General features: G+C 57.3%; 13 protein-coding genes. 2 read left to right on the top strand and 11 right to left on the bottom strand.

Annotated features, from left to right (window positions below):
* Positions 1-264 precede the first annotated feature (264 nt).
* From AB1772_11810 to AB1772_11760, 11 genes are all read right to left on the bottom strand, one after another.
* Positions 265-1,695 carry a sigma-54 dependent transcriptional regulator gene (locus AB1772_11810; GenBank protein MEW5797032.1) on the bottom strand — a complete coding sequence of 477 codons (1,431 nt, stop codon included), beginning with the start codon at positions 1,693-1,695 and terminating at the stop codon, positions 265-267.
* Positions 1,696-1,820: 125 nt separating this feature from the next.
* Positions 1,821-2,654: a hypothetical protein gene (locus AB1772_11805; protein ID MEW5797031.1), complete on the bottom strand. Its 834-nt coding sequence runs from the start codon at positions 2,652-2,654 to the stop codon at positions 1,821-1,823.
* Between the two features lie 17 nt (positions 2,655-2,671).
* Positions 2,672-3,931, bottom strand: a complete 1,260-nt coding sequence (locus tag AB1772_11800; protein MEW5797030.1) for a hypothetical protein — start codon at positions 3,929-3,931, stop codon at positions 2,672-2,674.
* A gap of 2 nt (positions 3,932-3,933) precedes the next feature.
* A complete protein-coding gene (locus AB1772_11795; GenBank protein MEW5797029.1) occupies positions 3,934-4,668 on the bottom strand; it encodes a DUF5683 domain-containing protein in 735 nt (244 codons plus the stop codon).
* A 142-nt stretch (positions 4,669-4,810) separates the two neighbouring features.
* Positions 4,811-5,731, bottom strand: a complete 921-nt coding sequence (locus AB1772_11790; GenBank protein ID MEW5797028.1) for a sugar transferase — start codon at positions 5,729-5,731, stop codon at positions 4,811-4,813.
* Positions 5,732-6,258: 527 nt separating this feature from the next.
* The gene (locus tag AB1772_11785; protein ID MEW5797027.1) at positions 6,259-7,206 is read right to left on the bottom strand and encodes a PorV/PorQ family protein; all 948 of its coding nucleotides are present in this window, start codon (positions 7,204-7,206) and stop codon (positions 6,259-6,261) included.
* A 563-nt stretch (positions 7,207-7,769) separates the two neighbouring features.
* The gene (locus AB1772_11780) at positions 7,770-8,564 is read right to left on the bottom strand and encodes a M48 family metallopeptidase (GenBank protein ID MEW5797026.1); all 795 of its coding nucleotides are present in this window, start codon (positions 8,562-8,564) and stop codon (positions 7,770-7,772) included.
* A 12-nt stretch (positions 8,565-8,576) separates the two neighbouring features.
* Positions 8,577-8,975, bottom strand: a complete 399-nt coding sequence (locus AB1772_11775; GenBank protein MEW5797025.1) for a hypothetical protein — start codon at positions 8,973-8,975, stop codon at positions 8,577-8,579.
* Between the two features lie 21 nt (positions 8,976-8,996).
* The gene (locus AB1772_11770) at positions 8,997-11,126 is read right to left on the bottom strand and encodes a glycoside hydrolase family 57 protein (protein ID MEW5797024.1); all 2,130 of its coding nucleotides are present in this window, start codon (positions 11,124-11,126) and stop codon (positions 8,997-8,999) included.
* 28 nt (positions 11,127-11,154) lie between these two features.
* Positions 11,155-11,844, bottom strand: coding sequence for a tetratricopeptide repeat protein (locus AB1772_11765; protein ID MEW5797023.1), 690 nt, complete (start codon positions 11,842-11,844; stop codon positions 11,155-11,157).
* A 137-nt stretch (positions 11,845-11,981) separates the two neighbouring features.
* Entirely contained in the window at positions 11,982-13,481 is a 1,500-nt protein-coding gene (locus AB1772_11760) for a hypothetical protein (protein ID MEW5797022.1), read from the bottom strand.
* Between the two features lie 396 nt (positions 13,482-13,877).
* On the opposite strand from AB1772_11760, the gene AB1772_11755 reads away from it, so the two are divergent.
* Together AB1772_11755 and AB1772_11750 are read left to right on the top strand one after the other, a co-directional pair.
* Complete coding sequence (locus AB1772_11755; protein MEW5797021.1) at positions 13,878-14,684, top strand: head GIN domain-containing protein; 807 nt, start codon at positions 13,878-13,880, stop codon at positions 14,682-14,684.
* Positions 14,685-14,803: 119 nt separating this feature from the next.
* Positions 14,804-14,932 carry a hypothetical protein gene (locus tag AB1772_11750; GenBank protein MEW5797020.1) on the top strand — a complete coding sequence of 43 codons (129 nt, stop codon included), beginning with the start codon at positions 14,804-14,806 and terminating at the stop codon, positions 14,930-14,932.
* Positions 14,933-15,237 lie beyond the last annotated feature (305 nt).

Here is a 15,237-nt window from a genome sequence, read left to right as displayed (position 1 = left end):
GTAATAGGGCGGTGACCTGACGCCATTGGAGATAGGAGAATTACGGCGGAGGTCTCCGTCCGCGTCCGTCTTTCGACGAGCGCTACAGAGGGCCTGCCGCAACTTTTCCAGCTTATGAGACAGCCTCTCCCCGTCTGCCCGGTTTCACTCGTCACTTGCGATGGGGCAGACGAGGACCCCGGATCAAGTCTGGGACAGGCCCTGCCGCCCACTGAGCAAGCGCTGGGGCACCGCTACATTCACTACTTGTGTTGTGTTTTCCGGTCAGTAAAGCCCGTACCGAGTTATACGGTCGCGAAGGGTGTTTCTGGAGATACCGAGCGTCTCCGACGCTTTCACCTGGTTGCCGTTGAAATGCTTCAGGCAACTCGAAATGACAGCCCGCTCCAGGGCCGATTCGAGGAAGTGATAGATCTGGCCGGGCGAGTTGGTAATCAGCTTGGGCATTACCGGCTCGACGATCTTGCGAAACGTCTCGGTGTAGTCATCCTGTAGAACAGAGAGATCAATATCGACCTTTGGCGTATCATCGGACAGGCTGGGGAAATCATCCGGCATCAGCTCGTCGTTCTTGGACATCACCATCGCGGTGTGGATGTTGTTTTCGAGCTCACGGACGTTGCCCGGCCACAGGTGCTTGCACAGGGTAGCGATCGCCTTCTTGGAGATGCTCCGCTTCGGAATGCCGAATTGATGCGAGAATTTCGTCAGAAAGTGCTCTATCAAGAGTGGGATGTCGCCCCGGCGCTCGCGGAGCGGCGGTATGTAGAACGACACCACTTTCAAACGATAGAACAGGTCGACCCGGAACGAGCCTTCCTTCATGGCCTGGACGAGCGACTTGTTCGTGGCGGCGATTATGCGCACGTCGGACTTGATCATCTGGTTGCCGCCCACCCGCTCGAAGGTCTGATCCTGAAGCACCCGCAAAAGCTTGGACTGCGTCAGCATCGACATGTCGCCGATCTCGTCGAGAAACAGCGTGCCGCCATCCGCCTGCTCGAACTTGCCGATCCGCTTATAGTATGCGCCGGTGAACGCGCCCTTTTCATGGCCGAACAGCTCGGACTCGAGGAGCGTCTCCGGAAGCGCGGCGCAGTTGACTGAAAGGAACTGGTGGCTGGCGCGACGGGAGTTACGGTGGATCGCCCGGGCAACTACTTCCTTGCCGGTACCGGACTCACCGAAAATCAACACCGCGGCGTCGGATTTGGCCACCTGCCCGACCATCTTGGCTATCTCGACGATCTCCGGTGACTTGCCCACTATCTCATCTACCGGCGATTCTGTCACAACCAGCCGTTCCGCAGCCGAGCTCGCTTGGCCGCGCACCTGGTAACCGCAGGCCTTGTTGACCGTTTCGAGAAGCTTGCTCACCTGGAACGGTTTAGTCAGATATTCGTAGGCCCCTTCTTTCATCGCCTCAATCGCGTTTTCAGTCGATACGAAGCCGGATATGACTATTACCGGCAGTTCACTCTTGACCTGCCTGATCTGCTTGAGAACTTCAAGACCGGACATACTGGGCAGGTTGACGTCGAGCATGACCAGATCAACATCCTGGTTCTCCTGGATGTACTTCGCTACCCCGGCGCCATCCTCAAGGAATTCGAAACGGTACTTGTCCGAATCGAAAAGGTTGGCTACGGAACGAGAAACTTCCCGGTCGTCGTCCACTAACAGAATGTTTTTCATCTCAACAACAGCCCCTGGCGGTATATGCTATTTATCGGCTGTTGCCGGAAGTTGTTGAGGGCAAAAATCGAACTTGGAAACGTCCGCGGTGGAATTAATCCGCCGTAACGGGGAATACGCGACAACTATCGTTCTTCGCTATAAAGGAATCGGACCGCGACGCCCATCCAGAAGAAGCCGGCGATCATTTCGCTGATCAAAGATGTTACCAGAATCCAATACACCAGTTCCGGTTTGAAACTCTCGACTATCCCGCCCGGCCGACTGGCCAGCGCCCCTATCAAAATGGGCACCGCCAGAATGAACAGGGCGAAGGCGAATATCGTGATCGGTCGTCCCAGGAAGAAGCGTATCGACCGGCCGACCGCCCGCAGGGCATCGTCGCCGTACATGATCACCGAGGGAATCGCCAAGAAGAAGACCGCAAACGTCAACGAGAACACCAGCGGCATGAATACAAAACTGAACGCCACAATACGCCGCGGGCCCACCAGGTACGGGGCGGCCAGGCCCGGAAGCAACTGGCCGGCGGCAAGCATCAGGCCGTTAACGATAGTCCAGACGAGAGTCAGGTTGAACCAACGTGCCAGCCGGGACGTCTTGCCGGACTCATCGGGGTTCCTGTATCGCTCGCAAAACATCCCCGCGACCATACCCAGTACGAGACCTTCGAATACCAGGCCGAAGATTAGTTTGGCCCAGTACGAGACCCGGCCAAGCAGCAGAAAGTGCTGGGGGTAATGGCCGTAGGCATCGGCGGTTTCTGGCCCGAACAGGGATACCCAAAAGGTCATAAGCTGGCTAAGTGACCCCGAGGGATAGTCGTAGTGAACAAACAGGATCAGCCATTGCGCCAGATAGTAGCCCAGGAGCACAAACCAGATGCGCCATTGCCCCAGTTGGCGGAAAACGGCGAGGAAGGTTGAGATGAATTCGTTGAGGCGTGTCAGGAAAGCCACGGGAGCCGTCTATCCCTTTATCGACTTACCATCACCTCGTTCGAACCGGCGGTCAGCCCCTCGGAATCGAAAACGAATACTCTGTAATAGTACGTGCCCGCCGTGGACAGAAAGTCATCGTAGGTGGTGTTGTTCCGGTCGGTGACGATGGCGATCGTCAGGAATTCGAAAGTCACGTCGATGCCGGGCGACACTGAACGGTAGATACGATACGACGCGAAATCGACATCGTTGTTCATCGTCCACGAAAGGTGCGCAGTTTCCGGTTCGGTAAGGGCTACTGCCAGGACTACCGGGATCGGCGGCGTTGTGGTGCGTATATTGAGAAGCCTTGCGGCCTGAGCGCCGGCGGAATTATTGCCCGCAGCATCGATAAACGAACCGGTTACGATTCCATCGGTGACGGTCAGCCCGACCGGAACAATCCAGGCGTAAGAATAGACCCCGTCGCCGGCCACAGCGTCACCCTCGGTGCCGAGGTCGCGGAGCCGTACCCGCGATATGCCGGGGAACGTGACCTGGGCGCCGCCATCAGTCTCGCCATGGGCGGACAAGTAGAAGTAAATCGTGTCCCCGGCGGCGAAGACAGCCGACGTCGGCGTGTAATAGATCGAATCGATCCGCGCCTCCGTGTCGAGAATGATGTCGTCGGACAAAACGCCGCTCGCCTCGGTGCCGTCGCCGAATGTCAGTCGGGCGTAGATGGTCTTGGGGCCGTCCCCCAGCGACAACTCGAACGGCAACGGTGAGCGATACCCCTGCACCGGAGCACCGGCGAGGAGCGGGTCCTCGGAAACCTGGATATAGGCAGGCGTGACGGGCGCAAATGTTTCAATCAAAACATCGAGCGAGTTGGAATACTCGTCGCCATTGTTGAGCAGCACCTGCAAGAGGCCGGCTATGACATCTACCTGACCCGACGGTTGGCTTTCTATGCGCGCGGCGTTCACGGATGTCACCCGGAGGCTGACGGTACGGTTGAACGGGATATTGGTCACAACCCTGGTCTGCGCGCTGGCGGAATCGACCAGAGCGAACACACTGCCGGTGTCGGTAGCTGAATATATCCGATATAGACTGACCGCCCCCGCATCAGTAACTGACCACGAAAGTGTGACCGACCTGTCGCCCAACGCCGCGGTCAACCCATACGGGACAGGAGGCGGCGCGGGAAGCGAACGGATCGGGTCCTTTGAATCAATGCTCCGGCTACAGCCGCCGCCAAGTGCGACTGCCGATACGGCTAAAGCAGCAATAGCGATCAGGGTCCTCTTCATACTCAGAACGCCCTCGAAAACGTGACCCGAAAGCCGTCGTCATAAGCCGCGGGCTCGACACCGACGCCCTTGATTGAAAAGGTCGCCCGTTCACCCGGCGCTGAAAGGAAAGCGTCGATGACATTCAATCCCCAGACCCCAATCATGGCGAACGCGGCCACGCGGCGGTCATCCTCAGCATCGTAAGCATCCGCCTGCGCGGAGGCTAATTCCGCATGCAATGCCGAGAGCTCACTTATGGTGCCGCCACGAACCAGGGCTCGGTCATATTCCGCCAGTCGCATTAGATACGTGCCTTCGCGATCCTTGAACTCGTTGTGCGTGTCGAGAAGCGCTACTGCCGAGCCAAGGAATAGGACACCAAAAACAATGCTGCGGGTCTTGTGGCCGCAGTAGCGCTGACCCCATCCCGGAATGACCATCGACCTGACAGCCGCTTTGGCGGCCGTTTTGGGCGATAGCTCTACGAGCACCTGCTGGGGCTTCTGAGGATCGAGCAGGAGATTTGTCCGGTACTCCTCGAAGCCGAGCTTTCGAATTACGAGTTCGTATTCGCCGAGGATGGGGTAAGTAAAGGTAATGGGAGAAATCCCAGCCAAATTGGCATCGCCTGCCAGCGATACCTCTGCGCCTGGTGGGGTGGTAATAACTGTCAGGGCACCCACAGGCTGCGCCTGAGCCAGGCTGACAAGCGGAAGCAACCAGAATCCGGCCGCTGTAATCAAAATCCGTTTCAACTACGTAACTCTTTTAGACCGTTGAGCTTCTGTCAGTCAGATTATCGGCAGGATAGCACATTCGGTCAGTCCGGACAAGTCAATTCTGGCAAAAAAATGACCGCGCCGTGGCGCGGTCTCTAAGGAGCCGTTTCTTCAAGCTTTAGCAGGCACCCTTGCCGGTCAGTACAACTACCACTGTACGGGCCAGTATGCGAACATCGGTCCAGACCGACCAGCCGCGAATGTAAGTCAGATCGAACCGTACTTTCTCGGCAACCGATGCGACCGACGAATCATACCCGTTTTCTACCTGGGCCAGGCCGGTTAAGCCCGGCTTGACTTCGAGACGCTGCTCATAGCCCTCAACCTCATTGCACAGGTGACGAACGAAAGTGGGGCGTTCCGGTCGCGGTCCCACAAGAGACATGTCCCCCCTGAGAACCGACCAGAATTGCGGAATCTCATCGAGGCGGGTCTTGCGAAGCACGCGACCAACTCGAGTGATGCGCGGGTCTTCCCTGGTAGCCCAGACCGGGCCGGTAAACTTCTCAGCGTCCCGAACCATGGTGCGGAACTTGATAATCTGGAATGGACGGCCATGATAATCCTCGCGGCGGCGATCACGCTCGCGGTGGTCGGACACACCCACATGCTGGCAGTACCGGCGATTCCGCTTCCGGCGATTAACACCCACACGGGTCTGCGTGTAGAAAACTGGACCGGGGCTGTCCAACTTCACCGCCAGAGCTACCACCACCATCAGGGGCGCCACCATCAACAGGCCGACCGTTGCCCCGACAATGTCAATGGTTCTCTTGATCACACTATTCATGGCGGTTTTGAGCGCTCCTCGCCTGGCCAGCGTCGCGGGCACTACGAAGATGAACATCGTCGAAAGCGCAATAAAAAGCAGCCCGCTTAGCTCGCCAACAAAAAACTTGAGTCGCCCGAAGACGGGTCGCGACGGCGCCGTAATCGGCGGAACAACAATCGAATCCGCCGAACCATAGCGCAATACTCCGGCCTCGACAGCCATGGACCCATGGTTGCGAATATGCATTTTCTCTTCAGGGTGATTCACGAACGCTAATGTCCTGTCTTCCGGTGATTACGTCCAAGAAACGGATGTAAATATCAGTATTGGACAGAATCTCAGCAAACCCACTGCCGAATTCGCCTACGGGGACCATTTCTATCTTGATTTCGGACTAAATTCATCCTGTATTCTATCATAGTGTTTCACAAGGTGTTACCTTGAGCAAAAGAGACTGATTAGGCCTGTTTGGTTCCTCAAGGGAGGACGTGTGTGGGATTTCGCCCAGACTCCTGTGCATTTGCCGCACAAGGACTGCAACTGATTGCGCACCAGACAGAATGGGAAAAACATGCCGGGGAGCCAGAGGCCGCCCCGAAGACTGCCTTTGGTGGGCTCCTCTGCCTCCGCTAGGATTTGGACACCGCAGGTCGAAACGTGCCCCGCTTAGGGACCGTTTCGGCGTGTTCACAGGGCAGCAGGAGTCAGGAAGCTCGGAGTGGCCGCACCGCGAAATCACCGCTTGAACGCGCTGCGCTATGACGTCGACAGCCGCTGATCATTTTCGAACAGCACTATTTCCCGGCGAACTGAAACGTCAGCGTGAACCGGTGGAGATCTTCCGATGTAGATTTATCATTCGGAGTGAAGGCGTAGTCAATTTCAGCGATAGATAATCGCAGGCCGCCGCCAAGCGACATTCCGGTCGCCAATCGACGTCCATCCTGAGCGGGCAGGTAATCGTAGCCGGCACGCAGGAAATATCGATCACTGAATCCAAGTTCCAGGCCCTGGCGAATGGTCAGGTCGCCCTCAAAGCGTTGCTCGATGTCCAGCGAGGTGATTATGGCGCCATCGAATGTACGAACCATCCCGCCGAACCGGGCCGCGGCCGGCAGCTTCTCGGAGGACTGATCGAATTTCATCTGGCCGCCGAGGTTCACAATCGCTGCGCCGAAAGCCAGCGACGAGGTCTCGAAGCGGGCACCGAGATCGAAAGCCAAAGCCGAGCCGGAAACATCGTCGAGTCTCTGGTTGACATACTTCGCAGTAACACCGGCAGAGAATGATTCCGTCAGAGTAGCGGCGACAGAAAAGCCGCCCACCCAGTCATAAGCCACCAGGTCACCGGAGGCGACACCGTTAATATCGTAGCCGTCGATTTGGCCGTAATTCACGTATGTGGCCGTCACGCCGCCGACCAGTTTCTCACCGAGAGGCAGACCGACGCCGAGCTGCTCTACGGTGATATCCTGATACCAGGCGAAATGCCCCAGCGCGACCGCGGCGTTTTCCAGACCGGAAAGTCCGGCCGGGTTCCAATGTGCAGCCGTGGCATCGGACGACATCGCAGTATACGCCCCGCCGAGAGCGGCCGCCCGCGCGCCCTGACCGATCATCAGAAAGTCAGCCGCGCTCCGGCCAGCGTCGCTGGCCGGCCAGACGAGCCCGGCCGCCATTGTCGAGAGGAGCTGTACTGTTACCGCAGTAATGAGCCTGTTTTTGATTCTACGTGTTGCCATCCCGGTTTCCTCTTGCACACTGTTTCGCGGGACTATTGGCAACATAGGTGCCTGAAAACCAACGGGTTGCACGAGAAGTAAACAGCGACTCGGTCGCCGCTTTTTGATATGCTAAGTCTGTACAATTCAAAACGATATCTCATAGCAGGTACCGGCAACGCTAAGCCTGGTCAACACGATCCCAGGCTGGGGACCTGGCAGGGTTAACGGCGAATGCCCGAAAGTCTGGCAGATTCCCCGCACCGACCCCGGACAACACCCATAAGTTCTTATCCCATAGCCGATAGCCTGTGCACCCTTGGGATGCTCATCCATATTCCATCTGTCGGAATTCTGAACAGCCGCCCGATTCCTTTCGGACAGCTGAGTTACCTCTTCTGAACGTGGAGGTAAGACGGGGCTAAATCGATGTCAAATAAAAACTTGGGACGGCGAGAGAGACTGGCGGCGGGCGAATGACGCTATCGCGTCTCAGTGCCCGAGACGGTCAAGGCTATTCGAACGTAGCGGTCGGGCAAGTTCGCCCGACAGCACATAGCGTGAGTGGCTGTTTCAGCAGTACCTCAGCGCGGAAGGCGGGATTTCATTTGCTGGTATTTCTCGCGGCCAAGCGTCAGATTGGGCGGGAGGGGCTTTTTACGCGCCACGGCAGTCTTTGTGTTGCGAATTCGCTCCTGGGCTTCAGGATGCGTGCTGACCAGACGCTCGAAGGCGTTGGAGGGCGAGCCTGATGCCGCCAGCTTCTCGAACATCGTCTCCATCGCGCCGGGATCATAGCCGGCACGAATCATGTAAGTGAGTCCGAAATCGTCAGCCTCGCGTTCGGCATCGCGGGAATAATCAGCAAACAAAAGGCTCATCCCGATACCAACCGCGGTCTTAAAAGTCTCGGACTTGGTGTCCCCCATCACCAGCTCATAGGCGAGTGCCGCGCCCATTGCGGTCTGCAGTCGCTTGGCGCCGTGACGGGCGACAACGTGCGAGAGCTCATGCGCCATAACGGCCGCGAGTTCTGCCTCATTATCCATCAGGCCGAGTAGCCCGGTATAGAAGTAAATGTACCCGCCGGGCGCCGCAAAAGCATTGATCTGATCAGACTCAATCACAGTGAATTTGTACTTGATGTCCTTGCGATCACAGATGGCCACCAGCCGCTGACCGACCTCGGTGAGGTACACCTGCCATTGGGGATCGGGATATTCTTTTTCGGTGGCTGCGATTTCCTGCGCCATCGCCTGTCCCAGGGCGACCTCCTGGTCGGTTGGGATAATCACGAGCGAGGTCTTGCCGCCGGGGCCGGTGGTCACACACGACAGGCTAAGAGCGACAGCGATTAAACATGTCAGCCGACACCACATACTAACTTCCCACTACAACTTGGACTTATCCGCCAGGTCTCCCACAATCGGCAAGCGGTAGTTCCGCCCTTGAAGCGCGAAATATATGCCGGCCATGGACAGCGCCACGGCCACTATAAGGATTGCCGTGAATACGAAACTGGCGATGCGATCGAACAGGAACAGGAAGGCCACCAGCTCGATAAGAAACAACATCACTCCCTGCCGAGCGTGAAAGACCGCCTCCTGATTGTGCCGCATGTGCAGGAGTGGCACGAAACAGAGAAACGGGATGTAGGCCATAACTGCGGCCAGACGGCCCTCGTCGGACTTGAAACTTGCGTCTTCAGTCTCGGAACTTTCCGGCGCGGGCGTAGTCTCCGGCGGTCTCGACTCGACTTGATCGCTGTCGTTAAAAAAGGAACTGGGCATGGAAGCTCCGTTCTATTGTGATCATCCCAGGGTCGGCCAAAATATCTCCTCGAACCGGCGGGGCACACTCACCGTAATCGGTTCGAGATCGGGCCAGCTTTCGATGATCTGTCCGCTATCAATCACCGCCGCAGTGAAACTGAGTTCGCCGAAGCCGTCCGGCCATAGCGCCGTGCGACGGACGCTGAATTCCACCCGGTCGCCCATGGCAAAGACGTATTGTCCGCCGGGGTCTTCGAAATGCGGCACCACCGCCAGGTCGAATACCCGCTTTTCCGGTACAAAGCAGGTGATCGTCATTCTGCGACCGGCTGCTGATTCTAAGGCGTTTCGCGAACGCAAGTCAAGTCGAATATGCACATGGTCTCGGTCGTACCCGAAGTAGATATCCGTCACCACTCGATCCACTCGGTGCATCGCTCCGCCGGGTTGGCGGCAGTCGAAATGCCCTGCACCGGCCCACTCGTAAAAATGGGTGAGACGACCGTCAACAGTGGGCGTCACCAGTCCATCCGGCATGGTTGCACGGCGCACACCACCAGGCAACGAAACCGGCCTTAGCAACGCCACCGGCACATCCCGCCCCGTCAGCTCATAAACGGCGGCGAGATGCTTGCGGTAGAGACGGTCAAATTGATCGTCGTGGCTGCTGCGATGATCGTCGCCGTACCACCAGCACCAGTCGGAGCCTTCAGCTATATAAACTTGACGCCAGGCCTGTTCGAGTCGGGCTCGATCGAATTCGGGGTGATCGCGCTCAAAGGCCGCCAGGTCGTCGCGAGTTTGGGAGAGCAGGTCCCAGGCGGCGTTGTCCTCGGCGTGGCCGATCCAAATGCGAAAATTGTGATTGATCCATGAACCGGCAAATAGCCTCGGCAGTTTGCGCGCGGGCAACGTGTTCACCGCCTCGCTGAAAGTCACGGTTTCGATCTCTTCGTCTTCACCGAGCTGCTCGTAGAGCAGCCTCAGGAATTCTGTGCCATCGTCCGGGAAATACTCCCACGCGTTCTCACCGTCAAGAATGATCGGCACGACCACCCGGTCCAACTGTCCCTGGTATACCGTACGCAGGCGTTTGATGTGCGCAATGAAATCCGAGGCAGCGCGCTCGGCCTCCCAGGTCGAGTACACAAAACCTATCCGGTCGGACAGCGCATGATCTCTGAAGAGCATCCGGGTGCCGTCGGGAAGCTCGTAAACCGAGTGCGGCGGATGATCTTTCCGCCATAAGCCGGATTTGGTCAACGAGTGGTTCAGAACTTCCTCGTCGGACGCCAGCCACTTGATGCCGTGACGCACCGCCAGAGCGGCCGTTTCCTCCGACACCGACCCTTCTGACGGCCACATACCGGCCATATCGCGCCCAAAAATCAGGCGGTACTTCTCGACCGAGCGGGCGATCTGCCACTCGGCGTCCTCAGGATGGACAAACCGTTTTCGCGGCAGCTCGATACTCGGCTGCGCTTCGCGGGCCACATCAGTGTCACACAAGAGTGGGAGTATCGGGTGATAGTACGGCGTAAACGATACCTCGATTCGGTTCTCGGCCTGCAGCTTCTGATAGGTCGGCACGATTCGGCCAAGCAGATTCAGTTGCCAGGTGAGAAACGTCTGCTTTTCCTCCTCGGAGTACTGTCGCGCATGAGCCAGGAGACTGCGCACCGGTTCCTCGTCGCGGAAAACCGGATCGACCCACACCAGATTCGACCAGACCTGCAAGTCACGGATTTCCTCGGAGGAAAACAGGCTCACCAGCGTATTCAGCTCACTCGCTGATGATGTGAACTTCTGGTAGAGTTCGCGATAGCGCGGGTACGGAAGAATCATGCGGGTCGGGTTGGCTGAGAAGAACGACCGCAGGATTTCAAGCTTGGTGTCGGACGAGATTTCCTCGGGGCGCATTCGTGACAATTCCAGGTGCCGGTCAGTGGCCCCATCGAGGTAAAGTTGCAACTGGTCCAGGAGAGCCGGAACCAGATTAAAAGTCACCCTGACATCGTCCCGAGCCGTGGCCGCCAGGGGCATGTCCAGATAGTCTTTCAGCCCATGGAGACGAACCCAGGGCATAGTCAGACGATGGGAATTGGGTTCGAGATAGTTGGGCTGGTGCATGTGCCAGAGCAGCGCAACTTTTATGGTCTCCGGTTTCACCACCGAACCCCCGCGAAAGGAAGTAAGCTCAGCCGCTTTGCTTCTTCTCGGCGATCATCCGGATCGCCCGATTGGTCCAATCGCTGTTAGCGTACTCGTCCTTCAGAATCGCCAGGCGGGCGTCAGCCTTGTCGATTTCGCCGCCGGCGAGATAATTGCGAATTGCGCCCAGTTCGTAATCCGGACGAAGCGGGCCGTCGGGGTACATTTCCGCCGCTTTCACAAAGGATGCTGCCGCCTCGGCATGCTGGGCCTGGTCCTCTTGTACCGTCGCAATCCCCGCCTGAGCTGCCGCCCGGTTAAACAGCGGGCCGCCGTAGTCATCGAGGTAGATCCGATAATGGCGCAGCGCTTCGTCGTAGCTCCGGTTGCTCAGGTTTAGATTCCCCAGCATCAGGGCGGCATTGCCGGCCACATCGTAGCCGCCGTAGTCCGAAAGGACCTTGTTTAGCTCCAGCGTGGCGTTGAGATTATCGCCCGACTGGTAGGCGATCATGGCTTTTGAGTACGCCTCCGCGGCCGCCACCGCCCGATCGGAGCGCTGATTGAAGAACCAAATCACCGCCCAGACAGCCACCACCGTGACCACCAGACCGATGACGTAATACTGCCACTTTTCTTCGAATTCGCCTTGCAGCTTGTCCTTGGAGGTCAGCATGAAGGTGGTGAATTTGTCTTCCTTCACCTGCCTCTTGGTCAGCTTGACTTTGCTCTGCATTCTGTTCTCCCGGCCGATCGACACTCTCTCTCGAAATATCGGTCGCCGGCTATAGGTGCCTGACGGCGGCCAAGCGACTGGGTGTCGGTCGCCGTCTGATTATCATATCGCTATGCCTTCACTATCGGATGCGGGTCTCAGAAGTAACCGGTAAAGGTCAAATTGAAGGCGCTGTTGTCAACCGATGACTCGCGGACGATCACTTCGTCCCGGCGGTCCAGGGAGTATCTCTCATAGGAGACGTCGAGATGAATCTGCGCCCAATGCAGCCCGCTCCCCAGCGACCAGCGGACGGTCGACACTTGATCGGTTTCCGGGACATATTTGAATTCGCCGGTGACGCTGTCGATATCAGCGTCGCCGCCCACGATATCCGGCTCCGGAATTTGGACAAAGCCAATACCCGCCCGAATCGGAACCACCGGGAAGAACCGGCTGCCGGTGGACCAGAGGTATTCTGTCCCGGCGCGAAAAGTCATCGAGTTATTCCAGTGCGGATCGATCTCGGTGAAGTACTCAATGTCGGTCCCGCCGGGGACCAACTGGAGTGAGTCCCGACGGTTAATCATCCCGCCGCTCGAGGCGCGGAATTCCAAGTCCGCCGCCACCAGCCACTGCTCGCGCAGCTTATAGCCAACACCGCCGCCCAGCACAAACGGCTGGTCGATCTCGTGCACAAGATCATCGTTGTGGATGGTAGTGGGTTCCCTGATTGCCACGCCGTTCACGAACGCTGTCGATGTGGTTTTCAGATCCCGGGTAACTTTGAGAGTGTGCGGGGTCTTGATCACCAGTCCCGCTGAGAGCTTTTCGGCCGTATACTTAAAGCCCAGTGTAAAGTAGATGCCGGAATAACTCGACGTATCCACTACCTCGTTCAGGCCCGAGAACGTCCCTCGCTGTCCGCCCGGATAGCCGAGAAATGTCAGATCGGTTTCTTCCCAGGCGGCATTTTCCAGCGTTTCCTCGGCAGCCCGCCCACCGTAGGCGTTGACGGAAATCCCGAAAGCCAACTGCCGATAAATCCGCGTGCCGAATCCCACATTCAACGCGTTAACCCAGGAACGATAGGCGTGCTCGTTGCGGTAATGAAACGGGCGGCTGATAAAGTTCAGGCTATCTTCCTCATCGAAGGGATAGGAAAGATCGAGGGCCATACCAGAGTTGTAGAATTCGTCCGTCAGTCGCGTGTACGCTATCGAGCCGACAAACATGTGGCCCTTGATACGGACCGGCACGAGCAGGCTCATCAAGTCAACACCGTCGAAAACGTCGCTCTGATCGAACTCCCGGACGGGGAGGTTGTCATATGTGTCCCGAAACGTGGCGTCGCTAGAAAACGACTTGTATCCCAACCCCATGACTGGACGCTCATATGGGTCAACCTGGCGGTACAACCCAGCGGGATTCCAGCTCACTGCGAAAGCGTCGTCGGAAACACCCAGGAATGCGTTGCCCATTCCCTTGGCCCTTGCGCCGCCTCCGTTGAAGTCGCGCACCAGCGGATTAAAGTGACGCAGCGATAATGCGCGCGCAATAAAATTGGCCGAGTCTGGTACCGGGGGAGCAGACTGGGTAAATGCGGTCGATGCCGCCATGCCAACCATCAGAAGGCTCGTGGCCAGAATTCCTTTCATCCCATGAACTCCTAAGTTCTCACACCAGTTAAGCTTACAACACTTCACAATAGACGCGCCAAGCACCGATTTAGTCTAAGAATATAGTCCGGCCGTTTTGCGCTTGTCAACCGATTTCCTCTAATTGAATTCAGGCAGCGCCGTTATCTGTCTTCAGTGAATCTGTCCAAGACTTCCCATCGTAACCTATTACTGCCACGCCGGCCAAGCGCAGCATCGGGCGCTACGTGACACTGCCCTGGCGGTGCGTCTGATGGGCTTTCCGCCGGAAATATAACACCTTGCGTGTCATATCATTATGAAAAGCGTTGGAACTCCGACCAGGCGCGAAACATGTTTGCCTCCCGGCCTGTCTAACAACCAGAGACCGCGGATTCCGACAAGGAGGAATGATATATGAGAAGACGGCTTTTCCACACGTGGCCGACGTTTGCCTTGATCATGGTCCTGGCAGCCCAAAATGGGTCGGCGGACAACTGGTCCGTTTTCGGGCGGCGCGGCGAGCGTGGTTCCGGTGAGATCGTCACCGAGGAGCGCAATGTTCACGACTTCGAGCGAATCAGACTGCTGAGTGTGGCAGACTTGAGAGTGGTAGGGGGCGACATGATCCAGCTCAAAGTCACAACTGATGATAATCTCCTCGACAACATCGTCACCGAAGTCGGCAGCCGACACACTCTGGTAATCGATAATGAAGGGTCATTCAGCACCACTCATGGTGTTCTGGTAGAGATCACGATGCCCTACCTGACTCTGCTGGAAGCGAAGGGCTCAGGAGACGTGGACTTGCTTGGCCTTAGATCTGACGTGCTGGAGATTGAAGTCGGCGGCTCAGGCAATGTTGAACTCGACGGCGAGATAAAGTATCTGGACATCTCCGTCGGTGGCTCCGGCGGCGTTACGGCGCACGATCTCATGGCCGGGGATGTCGTGGTCGAGATCGGCGGTTCGGGGGACGTTGAGCTGCTAGGGAGCACCCGGAGCCTGAAATGCGCCGTGCATGGATCGGGCGAGATCGATGCCAGCGAGTTGAAGGCCGAGCGGGTTGTCGCCAAAGTGTACGGTTCCGGCGACATCAGCGTCCATGCTACTGCCTCATTCGACGGCGCCATCTACGGGAGTGGTGATATCGACCTGTTCGGCAATCCGGATGACATCGATCGCCACGTAGCCGGCTCAGGTAAGATCCGCCGCCGGAGATAATGAACCATCCATAATGGCGCTCGCGAAAGCGCGGTCATGGGTCTTTTTTTGTTGACGGCTCAAACGTACGGTGGCTTCCTATAGGCGACTTTAACCTTTTGGATCACGGAGGTTCGTCTATGCCAAAAGCCAGAAAGAAAGCGGCCAGGAAGATGGTACGCTGTATGGGCAAGACCAAGGACGGCAAGAAGTGCAAACGGATGGTGGCGCCGCCGGCCAAGCTGTGTCATCTCCACAAGAAAAGATAACGCCGGCCGCTCATCAGTGAAGAAAAGGGACAGCCCTGAGGGCTGTCCCTTTCTTTGCGGCCATGCTCGTGCCATCCCAACTAATATCTCCTAATCGTGGGCGGCAGACCTCCTGATCTACCCCTTCCAGATCTTTCGTCGATACACGGGCAGACGAGGAGAGGCTGTCTCAAAAGTTATGGTTTGAGTTGCGTCAGCTCCTTAGCCTGTCACTCCCGGGGACCGGGAGTGACAGGGCGGTGACCTGACGCCATTGAAGTTGAGAGAATTACGGCGGCAGGTCTCCGTCCGCGTCCGTCATTCGA

The organism is Candidatus Zixiibacteriota bacterium (assembly GCA_040752815.1).
Taxonomy (GTDB): Bacteria; Zixibacteria; MSB-5A5; order GN15; family FEB-12; genus JAGGTI01.
The sequence above is the reverse complement of the archived record's forward strand: the minus strand, read 5'-3'. Positions and strand labels throughout refer to the sequence as shown.